Below are 15,963 nucleotides of genomic sequence, written 5' to 3' on the forward strand. Positions count from 1 at the left end.
GTGGCCAAGACCCCTTGGAGACGGCGAAATGAGCATCGACAGAAGGCTGTTCCTGCTGGCTACAGGGGCTGCACTGGTCGGGTCGTCAGCGTTGACGGGGACTGCCTCCGCGCAGTCCTCCGCCTCGCTGTGGCAGGAGTTCGTTGCCAACCCGTACAACCACCCGCAGATCCCGAACATCTCGTTCGCCGGCTACAAGACGGGTGAGAAGCCCGCCCGTCGCCCCGTTCTCGCCAACGTCCTCTTCTTCGGCGCGCGCCGCGACGGTTCGGCCGACGCGTCCGCGGCGATCAACAAGGCGATCGAGTTCGTCGGCAGGCTGGGCGGCGGCACCGTGTACGTGCCGCCGGGCCGCTACCGGATCGACGACATCATCCGCATCGGCTACGACAACGTGGTGCTGCGCGGCGCCGGTAGCTCCAGGACGACCTTCTACGCGACCCGGTCGCTGGAGGAGATCGTCGGCATCAACCGCAGCCGCTACGGCTCGGAGAACTCGGCGTGGAGCTGGTCCGGCGGCCTGGTGTGGGTCTGTCACCGCGACCGCTACCAGCCGCTGGTCGACGCGATCAAGGCGAAGAAGTGGCCCTTCGAGGGCTGGACGGGCAACGAGCTGGAGCAGGGCTCGACGCTGACGGCCGTGACCGGTTCCGCCGCACGGGGTTCGTTCGTCGTGACCGTCGAGAACGGACGGTCGTTGCGCGCAGGCCAGCGGGTTCTGCTGCGGCTGGACGACTCCGAGTACTCGCTGCCCAAGCACATGTGCGGCGACGTCCCCGGCACCCAGACCTACAGGTGGGACGACAAGGACAAGCTCCTGTCGTACTTCCCGTTCCTGTGGCCGGTGCGCGTGGAGTGGGTGCGCGGCAACAGGGTCAAGCTCGCGCAGCCGTTGCCGCTGGAGATCCGCCCGGAGTGGAAGGCGCGCCTGACCACGATGGCGCCGGTGATCACGGGTGCGGGCGTCGAGGGCATCAAGATCGAGATGTTCAAGGTGCCAACGCCGAAACACCTGCTGGACAAGGGGTACAACGGTGTCGCGTTCCAGTGCGCGTGGGACTGCTGGGCCGACGACGTGCACGTGCAGGACGTCGACAACGGCTTCCTCCTGGTGTCCTCCAAGGGAATCTCGCTGCTGAACACGCACGTGTCCGGCCGCGGCCACCACCACGCGTACGCGGTGCGCGAGCAGTCCCACGACAACCTGACCGACGGCTTCGTGATCGAGGCACCGTCCGAACCCTCGCAGGCGGGCGCCGGCAACCACGGCCTGAACGTCGAAGGCCTGTCCTGCGGCAACGTCTGGACTCGCGGCCGCATGGACCACGACGTCTTCGACACCCACCGCGGCCTGCCGTTCGCCAACGTCCGCACCGAGATCACCATCAACAACGTCGGCGCGCACGGCGGCAGCGCCAACGCGGGCCCGTTGTACGGCGCCCGTTTCGCGCACTGGAACGTCACCGTCACCAACCAGCGCGCCGGCAACGTCCGCATCGACCAGGTCGCGCCGTGCAGCGCCACCGTCGCGATCTCCGAGGTCCGCGACTTCGGTCAGATCGACAAGCCGGACTTCACCGGCGAGCTGAACTCCCGCCTGGAGCTCTACGGCACGACCACCGTGACACCGCGCAACCTCTATGACGCGCAACGAAAGTTGCGCCGTTCATGAGCATTCGTCTCCAAGGGCGAAAAACCGTGCTCTGACTCCCAGGTCGGGCGGTTGGCGGAGCGGCTTGTAGCGTTGTCGCGTCCGGTCGGCGATAACCAAGTCGGCCGGGTCTACCGCCGGGCTGGTGGGATGTCAGGTCTGTGGAGCTCGTGTAAGACCGTGGGCGGTACACCGTCCCTGTGCTGGTAACCCAGGCGGCAACGGGCTGCGAAGCAGAAAACTCGACCCGCGAGGGAAGAATCTTCCTGCTTCAGCTGGAAGAGAGGTCAAGAGCTAGCCATCGCCACGGGCAGCGACCACACCACGTCGTGCAGGTCGGTGGGGAGCACGACGCTCTCCACCGATCTCCCGATCCGCCGCGTCCAGCCCTCGTCGGTGAGGTCCAGCCGGTACGACGTGTGGACGCCCTCCAGTTCGCTGGGTGTCGTGTCGGACAGCAGCAGGTGCTGGCCGTAGGTGCGCCCGTCCCTGCTCAGGGTCTGGAGCACCTTCAAGAACTCCGGGCGTTCCTCCACGAGGCTTCGCACGCCGTCGACGCAGACCAGAAGTTCCGGCACCGGGCCGAGTCCCGCCGCCCGGTAGTCCCAGATGTTCCGGTAGTTGCCGCTGTCCACCAGCTTCCTGAGGCGTTGCTCGTGGTCTTCCAGCAGGTCCACGAGCCCGTGCCGCACGTGCGGGGCGCCGTCCAGGCCGGCGAACATCCCGTTGCCGTGGAAGTCGATGAGGACGACCTGAAGCTCGTCCGGTGAATGGCGCAGCATCTGCCCGAGAACCAGTGCGCGGATGCCTTCCGCCCGTCGCTTCTCCGGCGCGGTCACCTCGCCGTGCGGACCCATCCCGTCCTGCAGGTGCTTGGACTTCAGGTCGATCTCGACCCGCTGCCCGAACTCGTCCACACCCACCGCGACCCGGTACTGCAGCTTGACGGGCCGCGGCCGCCACACGTGCTTGTTCGGCACGTCGTGCAGCGCGAAGAAGTCCGGCGCGGGTTCCGGCTGGAGCATCAACCGCGGCAACGACTCCGCCACCTCGTCGAGGTTCGCCGGCGCCACGCAGTCGTCGATCAGCACGTCCGCCACGTCGTGCGGACCGTCGAGGAGCAACTGCATCCCGGACTGGCCGACGTCCTGCGCGATGGTCACGAGCGCATCGCCGAGTTCGGTGGCTTTGAGGTCCGCGAAACCGCTGACGCAGATGAGGAGCTGCGGCAGCACCAGGTCGAAGCCGCGGTGGTCGAAGATCGTCCAGGTGTTGCCGACGACTTCCAGCCGGCGTTCCGACTCGGCCAGCAGAGCTGCCGCGATCGTCGCGGGATCCCTTGCCGCGTCACGATGATGAGCCTGCACGTGTGGCGCCTGATCAAGCCCCGCGAACGCATCCGTGTCGTGCGCGTCGATGAAGACCGTCTGGAACAACTTGGGCGAGTGCGTGGTCATCAGCCCGAGCACCAGACTCCGGAACGCGTCCGGTGCCGTGACGCTCAGATGCGATCCCGTGCGCCACTTCCCGTCGGCGAAGTGCGTCAGCTCCACGACCACCGGCCTGCCGTCCGAGCCGACGCCGACCGGAACCTTCCACCACCGGCCCTTCCAGGCGAGCGCCTTGGTGAAGCGCCTCAACCCGTGCAGCGCGAGGAAGTCCAGCACCTCGATCCACAGCGGCACCCGCTCCGGCAACTCGTCCACCGACCGCGCGGTGATGATCACCCGGACGTTCCACACCCTCGCCGCGATCCACCGGACGGTGTCGGCAAGCCCTGGATCGGTTTCAGCGCAGTACTTCCAGTCGTCGACCAACAGGGTGGCGCCGGGCTCGGCCCCGCGTTCGAACCACGCCAGCAGGTTCTGCCGCCGCCGTTCGTCACCGGGCTCGAAGCTCCTCGCGACGCCCGCCACGTCACCCTTGCCGATGCGGTAAACCCCTTGTATGGCAGCGATTCGGGACGCGACGGCGTCGGGCGTGCCGATGAGCGCGAGGTGGTTCACGGGAGCGCGATCTGCGTGTGGAGGCGGTGGGGCACGGAGAGACCGAATCCGGGCCGGTCCGGCACGCGGGCGGCCAGGCGGGGGTCGACGAGCGACGTGGCCGGGTCGTCCAGGCGGAACTCGACGGCGAAGGCCAGGCTGTTCTTGATGAACGGCGGCACCTGGTCCCACGAGCGGGCGGTCACGACGATGTGGCGTTGCGGGTCGAGCGGTTCGCCGGGGCCGTCGAGCAGTTGGTAGCGAACGACATCCTTGCCGAGGACCTCGGCGAGCGTGCGCAGCGTCGTGCTCTTGCCCATGCCCGGCTTGCCGACGATGGCGCCGTGGCGGAGTTCGTCGGTGAACGCGGGGAAGAGGACGTCGCGACGTTGCTCCGACGGCTTGTCGATCACGCCGATTCCGCCTGGTGGCAGCATTTCCAGCTGGAGGTCGACGTTGGTCTTGTGCAGTGGCGGCAGCACGAGGGCGTGCGCCGAAGGGCCGGAGCCGATCAGGCCCTGCGGCAGGACCTCCGCCCACTCCTCGATGTCGTACGGCGGGATCGCGGACGGCCATTCGGGGAGCCGGAACGGCAGGGAGGCCGGGAAGACGTCGCCGGAACAGAGCACGTGGACGCCCAGCGCGCGGTCGGCGCGGATGAGGGACTCCAGCACGTTCTGGAAGCCTGGGAAGCGTTCGACCAGCACTTCGGCACTGTCCACGCAGATCAGCAGTGCTGTGAGGGCTTCGCCGGATCCGGCCAGCCGCCGGCGGCGGTCGAGTTCGCCGGCGAGACCGTCCTGGAACCGCTCGAACAGTTCGTTGTCGCTTTCGCCGGTCAGCGCGAACGACACGTGCGGGGCCGCGTCCAGTCCGTCGAACACGCCGATGTTCTTCATGTCGATCAAACCGAGATTCAGGTCCTTCGACGAGTGCGTGACCATGAGGCCCAGCAACGCGGCGAGGAGCCTCTGCTCGCGAACAGCGGCCGCGCCGATGTACGCGCCGTTCGGTCCGTTCACGCCGATGTCCAGGTACACCGGCCAGCCGCGGTCGTTGGAACCGATGGCGATCTTCAGATCGTGGCGCTGGTGCTTGTTGCCCAAATCGGGCTCGATGCCGTGCAACGCGAGGAAGTCCGTTGCCTCACCGTGCAGGTGCCGCCGCAACCGGTCCGGCAGAACCGCCCACTTCCGCGCCGTGACGACGACCTGCACGCCCCGTGCCGGCCCGAACGCGGCGATCCACTCGACGGTTCTGTCGAGTTCCCGGTCGAGGTCGAAGCACAGCTCCCAGTCGTCCACCAGCAGCACCGCGCCCGACGGCGCACCCCGCTCGAACCAGTCCAGCAGGCTGCGGCAGCCCGGCTGGTCCGCCGGGTCGAAGGTCGCCGAGACGGGCAACGGGTCCGCGCCCCGCCCGATCCGGTAGACGGCCATGTTCGGCGCGGCCGCGAGAGCCGCCGTCAGCCGCTCCCTGGTCGCCTGCCCCGGACCGACGACGGCGAAGTTCCTGATCACAGCCCAGAGGTATACCAACAGCCCGGGGAGGACCGCTGCCCCTTCGCTAATGTGGGCGACGTGCCAGCCAAAGCCGTCGACCCCGCCGAGATGCGCGCCGCCGTGCAGGCCGTGCTCCCCTGGCTGCGCGGTGAGGCTGACCAGCCAGAACGTCCCGTGCTCGCCGCCGCCGTCCGGCTGAGCCTGCGCACCCTCGAACGAATCGCGCCCGGTCGCAGCGTCGAGGTGCGCGTTCCGCCGTTCGCCGCCGTGCAGTGCGTCGAAGGGCCGCGCCACACCCGCGGCACGCCCCCGAACGTCGTGGAGACCGACCCCCGCACGTGGCTGGAGCTGGCGACCGGCGCGCTCGCCTGGGCGGACGCGCTGGACGGTGCCCGGGTCACCGCGTCGGGGACCCGGGCCGACCTCTCAGCCCTGCTGCCGGTCGTGAGGTTCTAGAACCACGAGCCGATCGTCTTGACGGCCCCGCCGACGCCGTCGACGACGTCCTTCCCGAGCTCCACCGCGTTGCCGACGGTGTCGACCACGACGTCACCGGCATCGCTCGCGACCTCGCCGACCGTGTCCACCGCGTGCCCGGCCGCGTCACCCCAGCGGCCGTTCGAGATGTCGTCGGCGACCTGACCACCACCGCGCCAGATGTCCTCGCCCATGTCGACTACCTCCTTGCCGGTGTTGACGCCCCAGTCGATGACCGGCCCGACACCGGGCAGGTCCGAACCGGGCACCTCACGCGGCGTGGGCGCGTCCTGCCAGCGCTGCTCGGTGACGCTGCCGCCGTCACCGTTGGCGATCCTGGCCAGGTTGCCGAGCGACTCGGAGTCCTTGTCGTAGTAGGACGAGTGGGCGTGTCCGATCCAGGACTCGCCGGAGGTGCCGAACGTCTTCGCGCCGAACGAGGAGTCGTACGGACCGGTCGACGACCCGTCCTTGGTGAACCAGTCACCGCTCGTCGCCTGGATGACAGGGTCGTGTTCCGTGCCACCGACGTAGACGTGCCCGCTACCCGCTGACAACTGGTCGACGTTGGACGCGCCGACACCCGGCGAGCCGACGAACACGATGTCGTCCGCCTTCAGGCCGTTGTCCATGGCGGAGTAGCCGACGACCGTGCTGCCGTAGCTGTGGCCGATCACCGTGACGTGGGCGTTCGGGTTGGCGGTGCGGTAGCCCTCGACGTCCTTCGCCAGGATCTGACCGCCCTCGATCGCCTGCTGCGGGTCGTTCACCTGGCCTGGCAGGAACTCCGGCGCGTCGTAGCCGAGCCACTGGATCGCGGCGCCGTCCGGACCCATCTTCTCGCTGAGAGCCGAGGCCTGGTCCAGGCCGAAGCTGCTGAGCGTGGACGTGGTGCCGGGCACGCACACCGCGACGTTCTTCGCGGTGTCCGGATTGCCGAACGCGACGGCGATAGCGCCTTCCTTGGCGCCGGCGCCGTCAGGGCTCCATGCGAGGACGTATGGCGTCTTGCCAGTCTCCAGGCCCAGGTTTTTGGCCGTGTCCAGCGCTTTGACCGCGTCGTCCGCGTTCTTCGCGCGGCGAGCGGCTTCGTCGTACTGCGACATCAACTGCGAGCCCTGGGCGTCATTGCGCAGAGCGCGCTGACCCTCTGAAGAGTTCGGGTCGACGCCGAGCTCACGTGCACGGTCGGCCAGTTGCTGCTTGAGCTGGTCCTTCTCCGCGTTGAACCGCGCCGCGTCCTCCGGGATCCGCTTGCGGTTCGCGTAGTCCAGCACGTCGGCGGGCAGGCCGCGGAGCTGGCCGAGCTCCTGGTACTTGGTGTTCTTGAGCGCGTCCTGCTGTTCCTTGCTGAGCGACTTCCACCAGTCGGCGACGGCCTTCGGGTCGGAACCCGGCGGCGGAACCGGCGGCAGAGCACCGCCCGCACCTCCGCGCTGGGCTGCGCGGTCCCAGCCGCAGTCCGTGCGCGCGGACTCTTCGAAGCCCGGCGGGATCTTGGTGAGCGCACTCGCGTAGGAGCGCAGAACGTTGTTGTAGCCCGACTTCACCTTGTCCAGGTGCTGGTTGACCTGGTTGGCGAGCTGGCGGGTCTGCTCCTCGTCCATGCCCGGCGGACGGCCACGCCACACGCCGATCGCCTGGTCCGCGGCACCTCGCATCTGGCCGTAGGCACGCGAAGCGGCCTGCACGATGTCGACGCCCGCGCCGAGCCGTTCGGCAGCGGCCTTGGCAGCGGTGGCGGACAGCTGGGCGCGCGCGGTGAACTTCGTGGCGGCGTCGCCGGTCCAGTTGCTGACGGCGGTCTTGCCACCGTTCGCGACGGACTCGCCGGCTCGGCCGACCGCGCTGATCGCGCCGGTGATCGGATCGGCGGCGGCGGCGATTCGACCGGCATCGCCGGACGCGAGCCTGCCGTACAGGCTCTCGGGATCCGTGTAGCTCACTGACCGCCCCCAAGTCCCGCGAAGAGCTTCTTCATCACCGAGGTGTGGTCGTCCTCGGTGCGCTGGTAGGCCTCGGCGTTCGACACGAGACCCTCTGCCGCGTCGGTGAACCAGGAGGAACCGCGCTGCAGGTCCTGGGAGTGCGTGCCGACGAACTTCGACAGCGCGTCCGCGAACTCCGCGGCGGCGTCGACCTCCCCGAACGCACCCGCGTCGAGCCTGAGCATCGAGATCATCTCCGCCGCCTCGCGCACCGCGTCGGAGCCGTTGCCGAACTCCTTGGACGCGTTGCGCAGCAGCTCTGGCTCAACGCCGAACATCGCCACCCCCTGTTGGTCACCGATCAATGCGACGCAGATACATGATGGCCGGTTCCACTCTCGTCGATGGACCGTTTCGGGCACGATGTCGTTCATGGTGCAGACAGGGTGGACGGCTCAGCGGTGGACCGCTGTGTTCATCGAGCAGGCGGAGTTGTTCCGCAAGGCAGTGGCGGACGCGGACCCGGCGGCCGAGGTGCCGACCCGGCCCGGCTGGACCGTCCAGGACCTGGTGATCCACCTCGCGCGCTTCCTGGAGACCTCCACCGAGTACCTGCGCACCGGCAGCCGCACCGCCATGCAGCCGCCGCCTCCGCCTGCCGGGCTGTCGCCGCTGCAGTACCTCGACCTGCAGCTGACCGCGGCCGCGGAGATCCTCACCGCCGTGCCGGGAAACCGCCCGGTGTGGACGTTCTCGCCGGCAGCGCCTGACCTGGCCTGGGTGTGGCACCGCCGGATCGCGCACGAGACCGTGCTGCGCCGGTTCGACGCGCAGACGGTCGTCCGACAGGTCGTGGCCACGGACGCCGACCTCTGCGCCGACGGCATCGACGAGGTGCTGAGCACGATCGTCGCGGCCCAACTCGACGGTGACGTGCCGAGTGAGGTGTCCGGCACCGCCGTGGTGCGGCCGACCGATGTGCCGGAGTCGTGGTTGATCTCTCTTGTGGCGGGCGAAGTACCGGAGATCCGGGCTGCCGCTCCCGGTGAAGAGGGCGACGCGCAGGTGACCGGCGAGGCCGAGGTCGTCTACTTCTGGCTCTGGAACCGCATGAACTTCAAGGAGATGACCGGCGACCAGCGCGTGCTGGACGTCCTCCAGGTCGGACGGGGGCACTGATGCGCAAGCTCGCGGTCGTCCTGCTCAGCTGCTTGGCGCTGACCGCCTGTGCGGCGTCCTGGCAGCAGGAACTCCGATACAAGATCGTCGCGAAGGAAAACCAGTCCTCCTCGGAGTTCTTCGAGGTCGAGCTGGTGGGCGATGCGCCCAAGGGAACGCTGGAACCTGGGCAGTTGAAGCGCCAGTTCTTGCTGACGTACGAAGTCCAAGGCGCTCAAGTCGGCGACGAACTGCTCTGCTCCGCCGAGCAGGAGAAGGGCAACGCGTTCGGGAACTCGAACGTCGTGACGCATCTCAAGAACTGCAAAAAGGCTTGATGCGCAAGATCATCGCGGTGCTCGCGGCCTGTCTGGTGGTGACCGGCTGCGGGCTCGGCCGCTGGGAGGGCGAGATCCGCTTCAAGGTCACCAGCATCAACAACTGCTACGACGGCTACAGCGACGTCATCTGCGCGACCCGGATCTACCTCGACCTCGTCGGCGACCTGCCCGCCGGCGCACCCGGCAAGAGCTCGTTCAAGAGTGCCTTCGTGGAGCCGGACGACTTCGAGGACGAGTCGAAGGTGCGCGACGAGGTGGCGGTGGGCGACGAGATCATCTGCGTGGGCCAGGAACAGTCCGAGGGCTTCGAGTACCTCAACGGCAACCCGCTGGAGCTCTCGAAGTGCCGGATGGCATGAGTTTCATCACCTCACCAGGGGTCTGAAGGGGGTGGTTGGCCCCCTGCTCCACTTACACTCGGGTTGAAGCCAGCCCCATCGTGAGGGAGCCAATTCGGTGGTCGACGACCATTCCCAGTCCGAACAGGAACCCCGTGAGGAGTGTGGCGTCTTCGGCGTCTGGGCTCCGGGTGAAGACGTCTCCAAGATGACCTACTACGGCCTCTACGCCCTGCAGCACCGCGGGCAGGAGGCGGCCGGCATCTCGGTCGGCGACGGGACCCAGGTCGTCGTCTTCAAGGATCTCGGTCTCGTCAGCCAGGTGTTCGACGAGCAGGTCCTGCAGAGCCTCAAGGGCCACGTGGCCGTCGGGCACTGCCGTTACTCCACCACCGGGTCCACGACCTGGGAGAACGCCCAGCCGACGTTCCGGACGACGGCCACTGGCAGTGCGCTGAGCCTCGGCCACAACGGCAACCTGGTGAACACCGCCGAGCTGCTGGAGAAGGCCAAGGGCCTCGGCATCGTCGAGCGCAACGGCGCCACCACCGACTCGGACATCCTCTGCGGCCTGCTCGCCCACGCGGCGGCCGACAAGGGCATCGAGCAGGCCGCGCTGGAGCTGCTGCCCACGGTCAAGGGCGCGTACTGCCTGACGTTCTCCGACGAGTCCACCCTGTACGCGGCGCGTGACCCGCACGGCGTGCGCCCGCTGGTGCTCGGCCGGTTGGAACGCGGCTGGGTCGTGGCGAGCGAGACCGCGGCACTCGACATCGTCGGTGCGAGCTTCGTGCGCGAGGTCGAGCCCGGCGAGTTGATCGCGATCGACGAGGACGGCCTGCGGTCGACCCGGTTCGCGACGCCCGAGCCCAAGGGCTGCATCTTCGAGTACGTCTACCTGGCGCGCCCGGACACGACGATCTCCGGCCGCGGCGTCCACGCGACGCGCGTCGAGATCGGCCGCCGCCTCGCCAAGGAGCACCCGGTCGAGGCCGACCTGGTGATCCCGGTGCCGGAGTCCGGCACGCCCGCCGCCATCGGCTACGCGCAGGCCAGCGGCATCCCGTACGGATCCGGTCTGGTCAAGAACGCCTACGTCGGCCGGACGTTCATCCAGCCGTCGCAGACCATCCGCCAGCTGGGCATCCGGCTGAAGCTGAACCCGTTGCGCGACGTCATCCGCGGCAAGCGGCTGGTCGTCGTGGACGACTCGATCGTGCGCGGCAACACGCAGCGCGCGCTCGTCCGCATGCTGCGCGAGGCCGGTGCGCTCGAAGTGCACGTGCGGATCGCCTCGCCGCCCGTCAAGTGGCCGTGCTTCTACGGCATCGACTTCGCCTCCCGCGCGGAGCTCATCGCGAACGGCCTGGACGACGACGGCATCCGTCGCTCGGTCGGCGCCGACTCGCTCGGGTACGTGTCGCTGGAGCAGCTCGTCGCGGCGACCGAGCAGCCCAAGTCGCGGCTGTGCTCGGCCTGTTTCGACGGCGAGTACCCCATCGAACTGCCGCAGGACGCGCTCATGGGCAAGCACCTGCTCGAGGGCCTCAAGGGCGTGTCGGGCTCAGCCGCTCCCGTTCTGGCGAGCGGCTATGGTGCCGAAGACGCCCTGCGTCGTCCCTGAGCACCCAGATCCAAGTGGAAGAAGTTGACGTGACCGACAGCGCCAAGGCCACCTACGCCGCCGCCGGAGTCAGTATCGCCGCAGGTGACGAGGCGGTGGAGAAGCTCAAGCCGTGGGCGGCCAAGGCGCATCGGCCCGAGGTGCTCGGTGGCATCGGTGGCTTCGCCGGCCTGTTCCAGCTCAAGCTCGACCGCTGGAAGGAGCCGATCCTCGCGTCCTCCACGGACGGCGTCGGCACCAAGATCGCGATCGCGCAGGCGCTCGACAAGCACGACACCATCGGCATCGACCTCGTCGCCATGATCGTCGACGACCTGGTCGTGTGCGGCGCCGAGCCGTTGTTCGTGCAGGACTACATCGCGGTCGGCAAGGTCGTCCCCGACAAGATCGCGGCGCTGGTCAAGGGCATCGCCGAGGGCTGTGTCCAGGCCGGTTGCGCGCTGCTCGGCGGCGAGACCGCGGAGCACCCCGGCCTGATGGGCGACGAGGACTACGACATCTCCGGCACCGGCGTCGGCGTGGTCGAGCACTCCAAGCTGCTCGGCCCCGACCGCGTCCGCGACGGCGACGTCGTCATCGCGATGGGCTCGTCCGGCCTGCACTCCAACGGCTACTCGCTCGCCAGGCACGTGCTGCTGGAGATCGCGCGCATGCCGCTGGAGGGCCACGTCGAGGAGTTCGGCCGCACCCTCGGCGAGGAGATGCTGGAGCCGACCAAGATCTACGCCAAGGACTGCCTGGCGCTGATCGCCGAGACCGAGGTCCGCTGCTTCTCCCACGTCACCGGTGGTGGCCTGGCCGCGAACCTGGCCCGCGTGCTGCCCGAGGGCCTGCACGCGACGCTCGACCGCGGCACCTGGACGCCCGCGCCCGTCTTCCAGCTCATCGCCCAGCGCGGCCGCGTCGAGCGCGAGGAGATGGAGAAGGCGTTCAACATGGGCGTCGGCATGGTCGCCGTCGTCGCGCCGGAGGACGTCGACCGCGCGCTGGCCGTGCTCACCGCCCGCCACGTCCCGGCGTGGGTGCTCGGCGAGATCACCAAGTCCGCCGAGGGCGGCGCCAAGCTCGTCGGCGACCACCCGCGATTCTGAGGCAACCTCCTGAGGCGGTCGTCGCGTACTAAGCGGCGACCGAGGAGGGGCACTTGGACCGCGACCGCGAGTTCGGGGAGTTCGTCGACGCACGTGCGCTCGTCATGCGCCGCACGGCATATCTGCTGTGCGGCGACTGGCACCGTGCCGAGGACATCGTCCAGACCGCGCTGATCAAGATGTACGTGGCCTGGTCGCGCGTGCGCAAGGACAGCGTCGACGCCTACGCACGCAAAGTGCTCGTGCGCACCGCGATCGACGAGACCCGGCGCGGCTTCTTCCAGCGCGAACGCTCCGTCGACGCCGTGCCCGAACGCGCCGTCCCGGACTCGACGTTCGACCTGGACCTGCGCGAAGTCCTCGACATGTTGCCTCCTGGGCAACGTGCTGTCGTCGTGCTGCGGTACTGGGAGGACCTGAGCATCACCGAGACCGCCCGCATCCTCGGCAGGACGGAGGGCACGGTGAAGAGTCAGGCCGCCAAGGGCCTCGCCGCGTTGCGTGGCCTGCTGGAGGACGAGCCGGAGCTGCGGATCTACCGCTCCGAGGTCATCCGCAAGGGCAAGACCAAACTGGTCCGCAGGCGGACCGCGATCGCGACGGCACTGGCGTTCGTGCTCGTCGCGGGGTTCGGCACGGCCGGCTACCTGGTGCGACCGCGCGAGACCGCGACATCGGCACCACCATCAGCGTCGACGGTGTGGCCACAGTCCGCCGATCACAACGCCGAGCTCACCCGGATCCTGCGCGACTCGAACATCATCCCGGCGAGCGTCACCGCGCACGACGTGGCGTGGACGAAGGCGCTGCAGTTCTACAACGTCAACGGGCCCGAGCGCCGGATGGCGGTCGCCAGGCTGACCGATGCCGCCGGCACGAGCGGCCTGTTGCTCGACGTCTCAGCCGACGGGCCCGCCAGCGTCACCTGCAACGGGGGCGAGGAGTGCCGGTACGAAGAGGTCGACGGCGTCAAGATCGTGACCTTCGTGATCCGCATGCCTGGTACAGGCCAGATGTCCTGGAGGGCGGAAGCGCATCGGCCCGACGGCACGCACGTCTCCATCTGGAGTGACAACGTCGGCAGCTTCCGAGCGGACCTTCCCTTCACACAGTCGTTGGATACCTCGGTGGGGCGGCCCGAACCGGTCCTCGGCCGGGAAGCCCTGATAAAGATCGCGACATTGCCGGGCTTCACCTTCTAACCTTGAGGCATGAACGACGTGACCGTGACGAGGACGCTGGTGGTGCCAGCGTCCGAGCTGCGCGAACGTTTTTCCAGGTCAGGTGGGCCGGGCGGGCAGGGAGTGAACACGGCGGACAGCCGTGTGGAGCTCTCGTTCGACCTGGCTGCCTCGCCGTCGATCCCCGCTCACCTCAAGCAGCGGATGCTCGACCGGCTGGCCGGCAGGCTCGTCGACGGCGTGCTCACGATCGCCGCCTCCGAGCACCGCGCGCAGCTGCAGAACCGCGCCGCCGCCCGCGAACGCCTCGCCGTGATCCTGCGTGAGGCCGCTGCGCCACCGCCTCCGATGCGCAGGGCGACCAAGCCCACCAGGGGTTCGCAGGAACGCCGCATCGCCTCGAAGAAGCGCCGTGCGGACACCAAGCGCGGCCGCGGCCGTTCAGGCTCCTGGGACTAGCGCGTAGATCCGTTCGGGCCGGCCGGTTCCGCCGTACCGCAACCGGACCTCGGCCCGTCCCGTCGACACGAAGTGCTCCAGGTACCGGCGCGCGCTGACCCTCGCGACGCCCGTCGAGGAAGCACATTCCGACGCCGACAGCCCTTCCGGGTGCGACCGCAGCGCGGTGTCCACGAGCCGCGCGGTCTCCGGTGTCAAACCCTTGGGTAGCAACGGTTTCGAGGTGGGGCGCGCACCGAAGACCTGGTCCACGTCCGCTTGCCCGGCCGAGTCGAGCCGGTGCAGCTTGTCCCGCAACGACGCGAAGTGCGCGAGCTGGTCGCGCAGGGCCGCGTAGTCGAACGGCTTGATCAGGTAGTGCAGCACGCCACCGCGCATCGCACTGCGCACGGTCTCGACGTCGGTCGCCGCCGTGATCACGATGACGTCGACGTCCTCGTTGGCGCGCAACGACTTCAGCACGTCCAGCCCGCTCTGGTCGGGCAGGTAGATGTCGAGCAGCACGAGGTCCGGCTTCAGCGAGGCGGCCAGCCGCACCGCGTCCCCGCCGGTGTGCGCGACGCCGACGACCTCGAACCCGTCGGTGCGCGCGACGTAGCCGCTGTGCACCTTGGCCACCATGAAGTCGTCGTCGACGACCAGCACCCGGATCACCAGGGCAGCCTTGCCGTGAACACTGAACCTGACACGCTCACCGAACCGCCGCGCCGCAGGCACGCCCGCCTGATCAGCGCGAGTCCGATGCCCCGTTCGCCGTGCGATGCCGCCTTGGTCGTGAACCCGTGCCGGAACACCTCTTCCGCGAGCTCCGGCGCCACCCCGGGACCGGAGTCGCGCACCACGACCTGGACCTCGTCGTCCAGTTGCATCACACCCACCTCGATCCACTTCCCCGCGCCGTTCGTGTTCAGCGAACTCAGCGCGTCCAACGCGTTGTCGACGAGATTTCCCAGCACCATCACCAGATCCGCCGACAGGGCCTCGTCGACCCTGCCCAGCACGCTGTCCGGACCCAGCCGCAGCGCCGTGCCCCGTTCGGCCGCGAGCGACGCCTTGGCGATCAGCAGCGCGGCCACGGCGGGGTCGCCGATCGACTCGCCGACCTCGGTCCGCCACTGGTCCTGCGCCGAGCTGATCTGGTGAATGTAGTTGGTGACCTCGTCGTACTCCTTCAACGAGATCAGCCCGGCGATGGTGTGCAGCCGGTTCGCGAACTCGTGCGCCTGCGCCCGCAGTGTGTCCGTCGCGTGCTGCGAGGCGTCGAGTTCGTGTTGCAGCGCAAGGAGTTCCGTGCGGTCTCGCAACGTCACGACGGCGCCCGCGCCGTCGATCGGCATGCGGTTCAGCGTCAGCACCACGCCCTGCCGCAGCACGAGTTGGTCGACACCGGTCGCGCGGCCGGTCAGCACGTCGCGCAGCCGGTCGTTGAGCTCCAGTTCCTCGACCGAGCGGCCGACCGCGTCCTCCGGCAACGCCAGCAGGTCGCTCGCGTGGTCGTTGACCAGCGTGATCCGGTTCTGCCCGTCGAGACCGACGACGCCCTCGCGGATGCCGTGCAGCAACGCCTCGCGGTTCTCGACCAGCGCGGTGATCTCGTGCGGCTCCAGCCCGAGCGTCTGGTTCTTCACCCTGCGAGCCAGCAGCAACGAGCCGGTGACGCCGATGAGCAGCGCGATCGCCAGGTAGCGCAGCACGTCGAGGGGCTGCTCCAGCGCGCCCGCGAAGATTCCCGGTTCCTCGGCGCCCGCGATCACCATGCCGTTGACTTGGCGGCTGGTCGGGTCGAACACCGGCACGTGCGCCTCGATCGAGTCGCCGATGGTGCCCGTCCACGACCGGCCCTCCAGGGCCGTGGCGCGGGTGTCCAGAGTGGACCCGATCTGCGCCGGGTCCGGTGAGGCGATCACGAGCCGGTTCTCGTTGAGGATCAGCACGTAGGAGGCGCCGGACAGGCTGCGGGCGGTCTCGGCGGGCGCGGACAGCAGGCGCCAGTTGCCCATCTCCTCCTGGACCAGCGAGTTCGCGGCGACGGTCTCGGCGACCGACAGCATCCGGCGTTCCTCGTTGGAGCGAAAGTTGCTGCCCGTCTGGACGACAGTCAGCGCGCCCACCGCGCACAGTAGCAACGTGACGACTACGAGTTGCCATGCGAGAAGTTGACTGGCCAGGGAACGGCGTCGGCGCATGAAACCTCCCGTGACCAGAAAGACCGAAAGAAACCTTAGAAG

General features: G+C 68.7%; 15 protein-coding genes. 9 read left to right on the forward strand and 6 right to left on the reverse strand.

Going from position 1 to position 15,963, the window contains the following annotated elements; translation table 11 throughout:
• The first annotated feature begins 28 nt into the window (after positions 1-28).
• Entirely contained in the window at positions 29-1,672 is a 1,644-nt protein-coding gene (locus OG205_RS34190) for a glycosyl hydrolase family 28-related protein (RefSeq protein WP_330272047.1), read from the forward strand.
• A gap of 266 nt (positions 1,673-1,938) precedes the next feature.
• Here the strand turns inward: OG205_RS34190 and OG205_RS34195 are convergent, their stop codons facing one another.
• Together OG205_RS34195 and OG205_RS34200 are read right to left on the reverse strand one after the other, a co-directional pair.
• Complete coding sequence (locus OG205_RS34195) at positions 1,939-3,657, reverse strand: hypothetical protein (RefSeq protein ID WP_330272048.1); 1,719 nt, start codon at positions 3,655-3,657, stop codon at positions 1,939-1,941.
• Positions 3,654-5,156 carry a hypothetical protein gene (locus OG205_RS34200; RefSeq protein ID WP_330272049.1) on the reverse strand — a complete coding sequence of 501 codons (1,503 nt, stop codon included), beginning with the start codon at positions 5,154-5,156 and terminating at the stop codon, positions 3,654-3,656. Before OG205_RS34200 ends, OG205_RS34195 begins: the two co-directional genes overlap by 4 nt.
• Positions 5,157-5,246: 90 nt before the next feature.
• On the opposite strand from OG205_RS34200, the gene OG205_RS34205 reads away from it, so the two are divergent.
• Positions 5,247-5,594 (forward strand): sterol carrier family protein, encoded by a 348-nt coding sequence (locus tag OG205_RS34205; RefSeq protein ID WP_442916849.1) that lies wholly within the window; start codon positions 5,247-5,249, stop codon positions 5,592-5,594.
• Here OG205_RS34205 and OG205_RS34210 read toward each other — a convergent pair.
• Entirely contained in the window at positions 5,591-7,561 is a 1,971-nt protein-coding gene (locus tag OG205_RS34210) for an alpha/beta hydrolase (RefSeq protein ID WP_330272051.1), read from the reverse strand. The two genes, OG205_RS34205 and OG205_RS34210, sit on opposite strands and share 4 nt — an antisense overlap.
• Positions 7,558-7,881, reverse strand: coding sequence for a type VII secretion target (locus OG205_RS34215; protein WP_330272052.1), 324 nt, complete (start codon positions 7,879-7,881; stop codon positions 7,558-7,560). Before OG205_RS34215 ends, OG205_RS34210 begins: the two co-directional genes overlap by 4 nt.
• A 94-nt stretch (positions 7,882-7,975) precedes the next feature.
• Between OG205_RS34215 and OG205_RS34220 the strand changes: the two genes are divergently transcribed.
• The 7 genes from OG205_RS34220 to arfB all read left to right on the forward strand — a co-directional run bounded on the left by OG205_RS34220 (position 7,976) and on the right by arfB (position 13,735).
• Positions 7,976-8,722, forward strand: coding sequence for a maleylpyruvate isomerase N-terminal domain-containing protein (locus OG205_RS34220; RefSeq protein WP_330272053.1), 747 nt, complete (start codon positions 7,976-7,978; stop codon positions 8,720-8,722).
• Positions 8,722-9,039: a hypothetical protein gene (locus OG205_RS34225; protein WP_330272054.1), complete on the forward strand. Its 318-nt coding sequence runs from the start codon at positions 8,722-8,724 to the stop codon at positions 9,037-9,039. Before OG205_RS34220 ends, OG205_RS34225 begins: the two co-directional genes overlap by 1 nt.
• Positions 9,039-9,401, forward strand: coding sequence for a hypothetical protein (locus OG205_RS34230; protein ID WP_330272055.1), 363 nt, complete (start codon positions 9,039-9,041; stop codon positions 9,399-9,401). The genes OG205_RS34225 and OG205_RS34230 overlap by 1 nt, the downstream gene beginning before the upstream one ends.
• Positions 9,402-9,498: 97 nt before the next feature.
• Positions 9,499-11,004: an amidophosphoribosyltransferase gene (purF, locus tag OG205_RS34235; protein ID WP_330272056.1), complete on the forward strand. Its 1,506-nt coding sequence runs from the start codon at positions 9,499-9,501 to the stop codon at positions 11,002-11,004.
• Between the two features lie 29 nt (positions 11,005-11,033).
• Complete coding sequence (purM, locus tag OG205_RS34240) at positions 11,034-12,095, forward strand: phosphoribosylformylglycinamidine cyclo-ligase (protein ID WP_330272057.1); 1,062 nt, start codon at positions 11,034-11,036, stop codon at positions 12,093-12,095.
• A gap of 53 nt (positions 12,096-12,148) precedes the next feature.
• Positions 12,149-13,297 (forward strand): SigE family RNA polymerase sigma factor, encoded by a 1,149-nt coding sequence (locus tag OG205_RS34245; protein WP_330272058.1) that lies wholly within the window; start codon positions 12,149-12,151, stop codon positions 13,295-13,297.
• Between the two features lie 9 nt (positions 13,298-13,306).
• On the forward strand, positions 13,307-13,735 hold the full coding sequence (arfB, locus tag OG205_RS34250) for an alternative ribosome rescue aminoacyl-tRNA hydrolase ArfB (protein WP_319976647.1): 429 nt from the start codon (positions 13,307-13,309) through the stop codon (positions 13,733-13,735).
• Here the strand turns inward: arfB and OG205_RS34255 are convergent.
• Both OG205_RS34255 and OG205_RS34260 read right to left on the reverse strand, forming a co-directional pair.
• Positions 13,718-14,389 (reverse strand): response regulator, encoded by a 672-nt coding sequence (locus OG205_RS34255; RefSeq protein WP_330272059.1) that lies wholly within the window; start codon positions 14,387-14,389, stop codon positions 13,718-13,720. The genes arfB and OG205_RS34255 overlap by 18 nt on opposite strands.
• Positions 14,386-15,921, reverse strand: a complete 1,536-nt coding sequence (locus tag OG205_RS34260; RefSeq protein ID WP_330272060.1) for a sensor histidine kinase — start codon at positions 15,919-15,921, stop codon at positions 14,386-14,388. Before OG205_RS34260 ends, OG205_RS34255 begins: the two co-directional genes overlap by 4 nt.
• Positions 15,922-15,963 lie beyond the last annotated feature (42 nt).

This window comes from Lentzea sp. NBC_00516 (assembly GCF_036346835.1).
Lineage (GTDB): Bacteria > Actinomycetota > Actinomycetes > Mycobacteriales > Pseudonocardiaceae > Lentzea > Lentzea sokolovensis.

Excerpts from the sequence above, each read along its gene's own strand:
- OG205_RS34190 (WP_330272047.1), top strand. The coding sequence starts at position 29 with ATGAGCATCGACAGAAGGCTGTTCCTGCTGGCTACAGGGGCTGCACTG.
- OG205_RS34205 (WP_442916849.1), top strand. The coding sequence starts at position 5,247 with ATGCGCGCCGCCGTGCAGGCCGTGCTCCCCTGGCTGCGCGGTGAGGCT.
- OG205_RS34215 (WP_330272052.1), bottom strand. The coding sequence starts at position 7,881 with ATGTTCGGCGTTGAGCCAGAGCTGCTGCGCAACGCGTCCAAGGAGTTC.
- OG205_RS34220 (WP_330272053.1), top strand. The coding sequence starts at position 7,976 with ATGGTGCAGACAGGGTGGACGGCTCAGCGGTGGACCGCTGTGTTCATC.
- OG205_RS34225 (WP_330272054.1), top strand. The coding sequence starts at position 8,722 with ATGCGCAAGCTCGCGGTCGTCCTGCTCAGCTGCTTGGCGCTGACCGCC.
- OG205_RS34230 (WP_330272055.1), top strand. The coding sequence starts at position 9,039 with ATGCGCAAGATCATCGCGGTGCTCGCGGCCTGTCTGGTGGTGACCGGC.
- arfB (WP_319976647.1), top strand. The coding sequence starts at position 13,307 with ATGAACGACGTGACCGTGACGAGGACGCTGGTGGTGCCAGCGTCCGAG.
- OG205_RS34260 (WP_330272060.1), bottom strand. The coding sequence starts at position 15,921 with ATGCGCCGACGCCGTTCCCTGGCCAGTCAACTTCTCGCATGGCAACTC.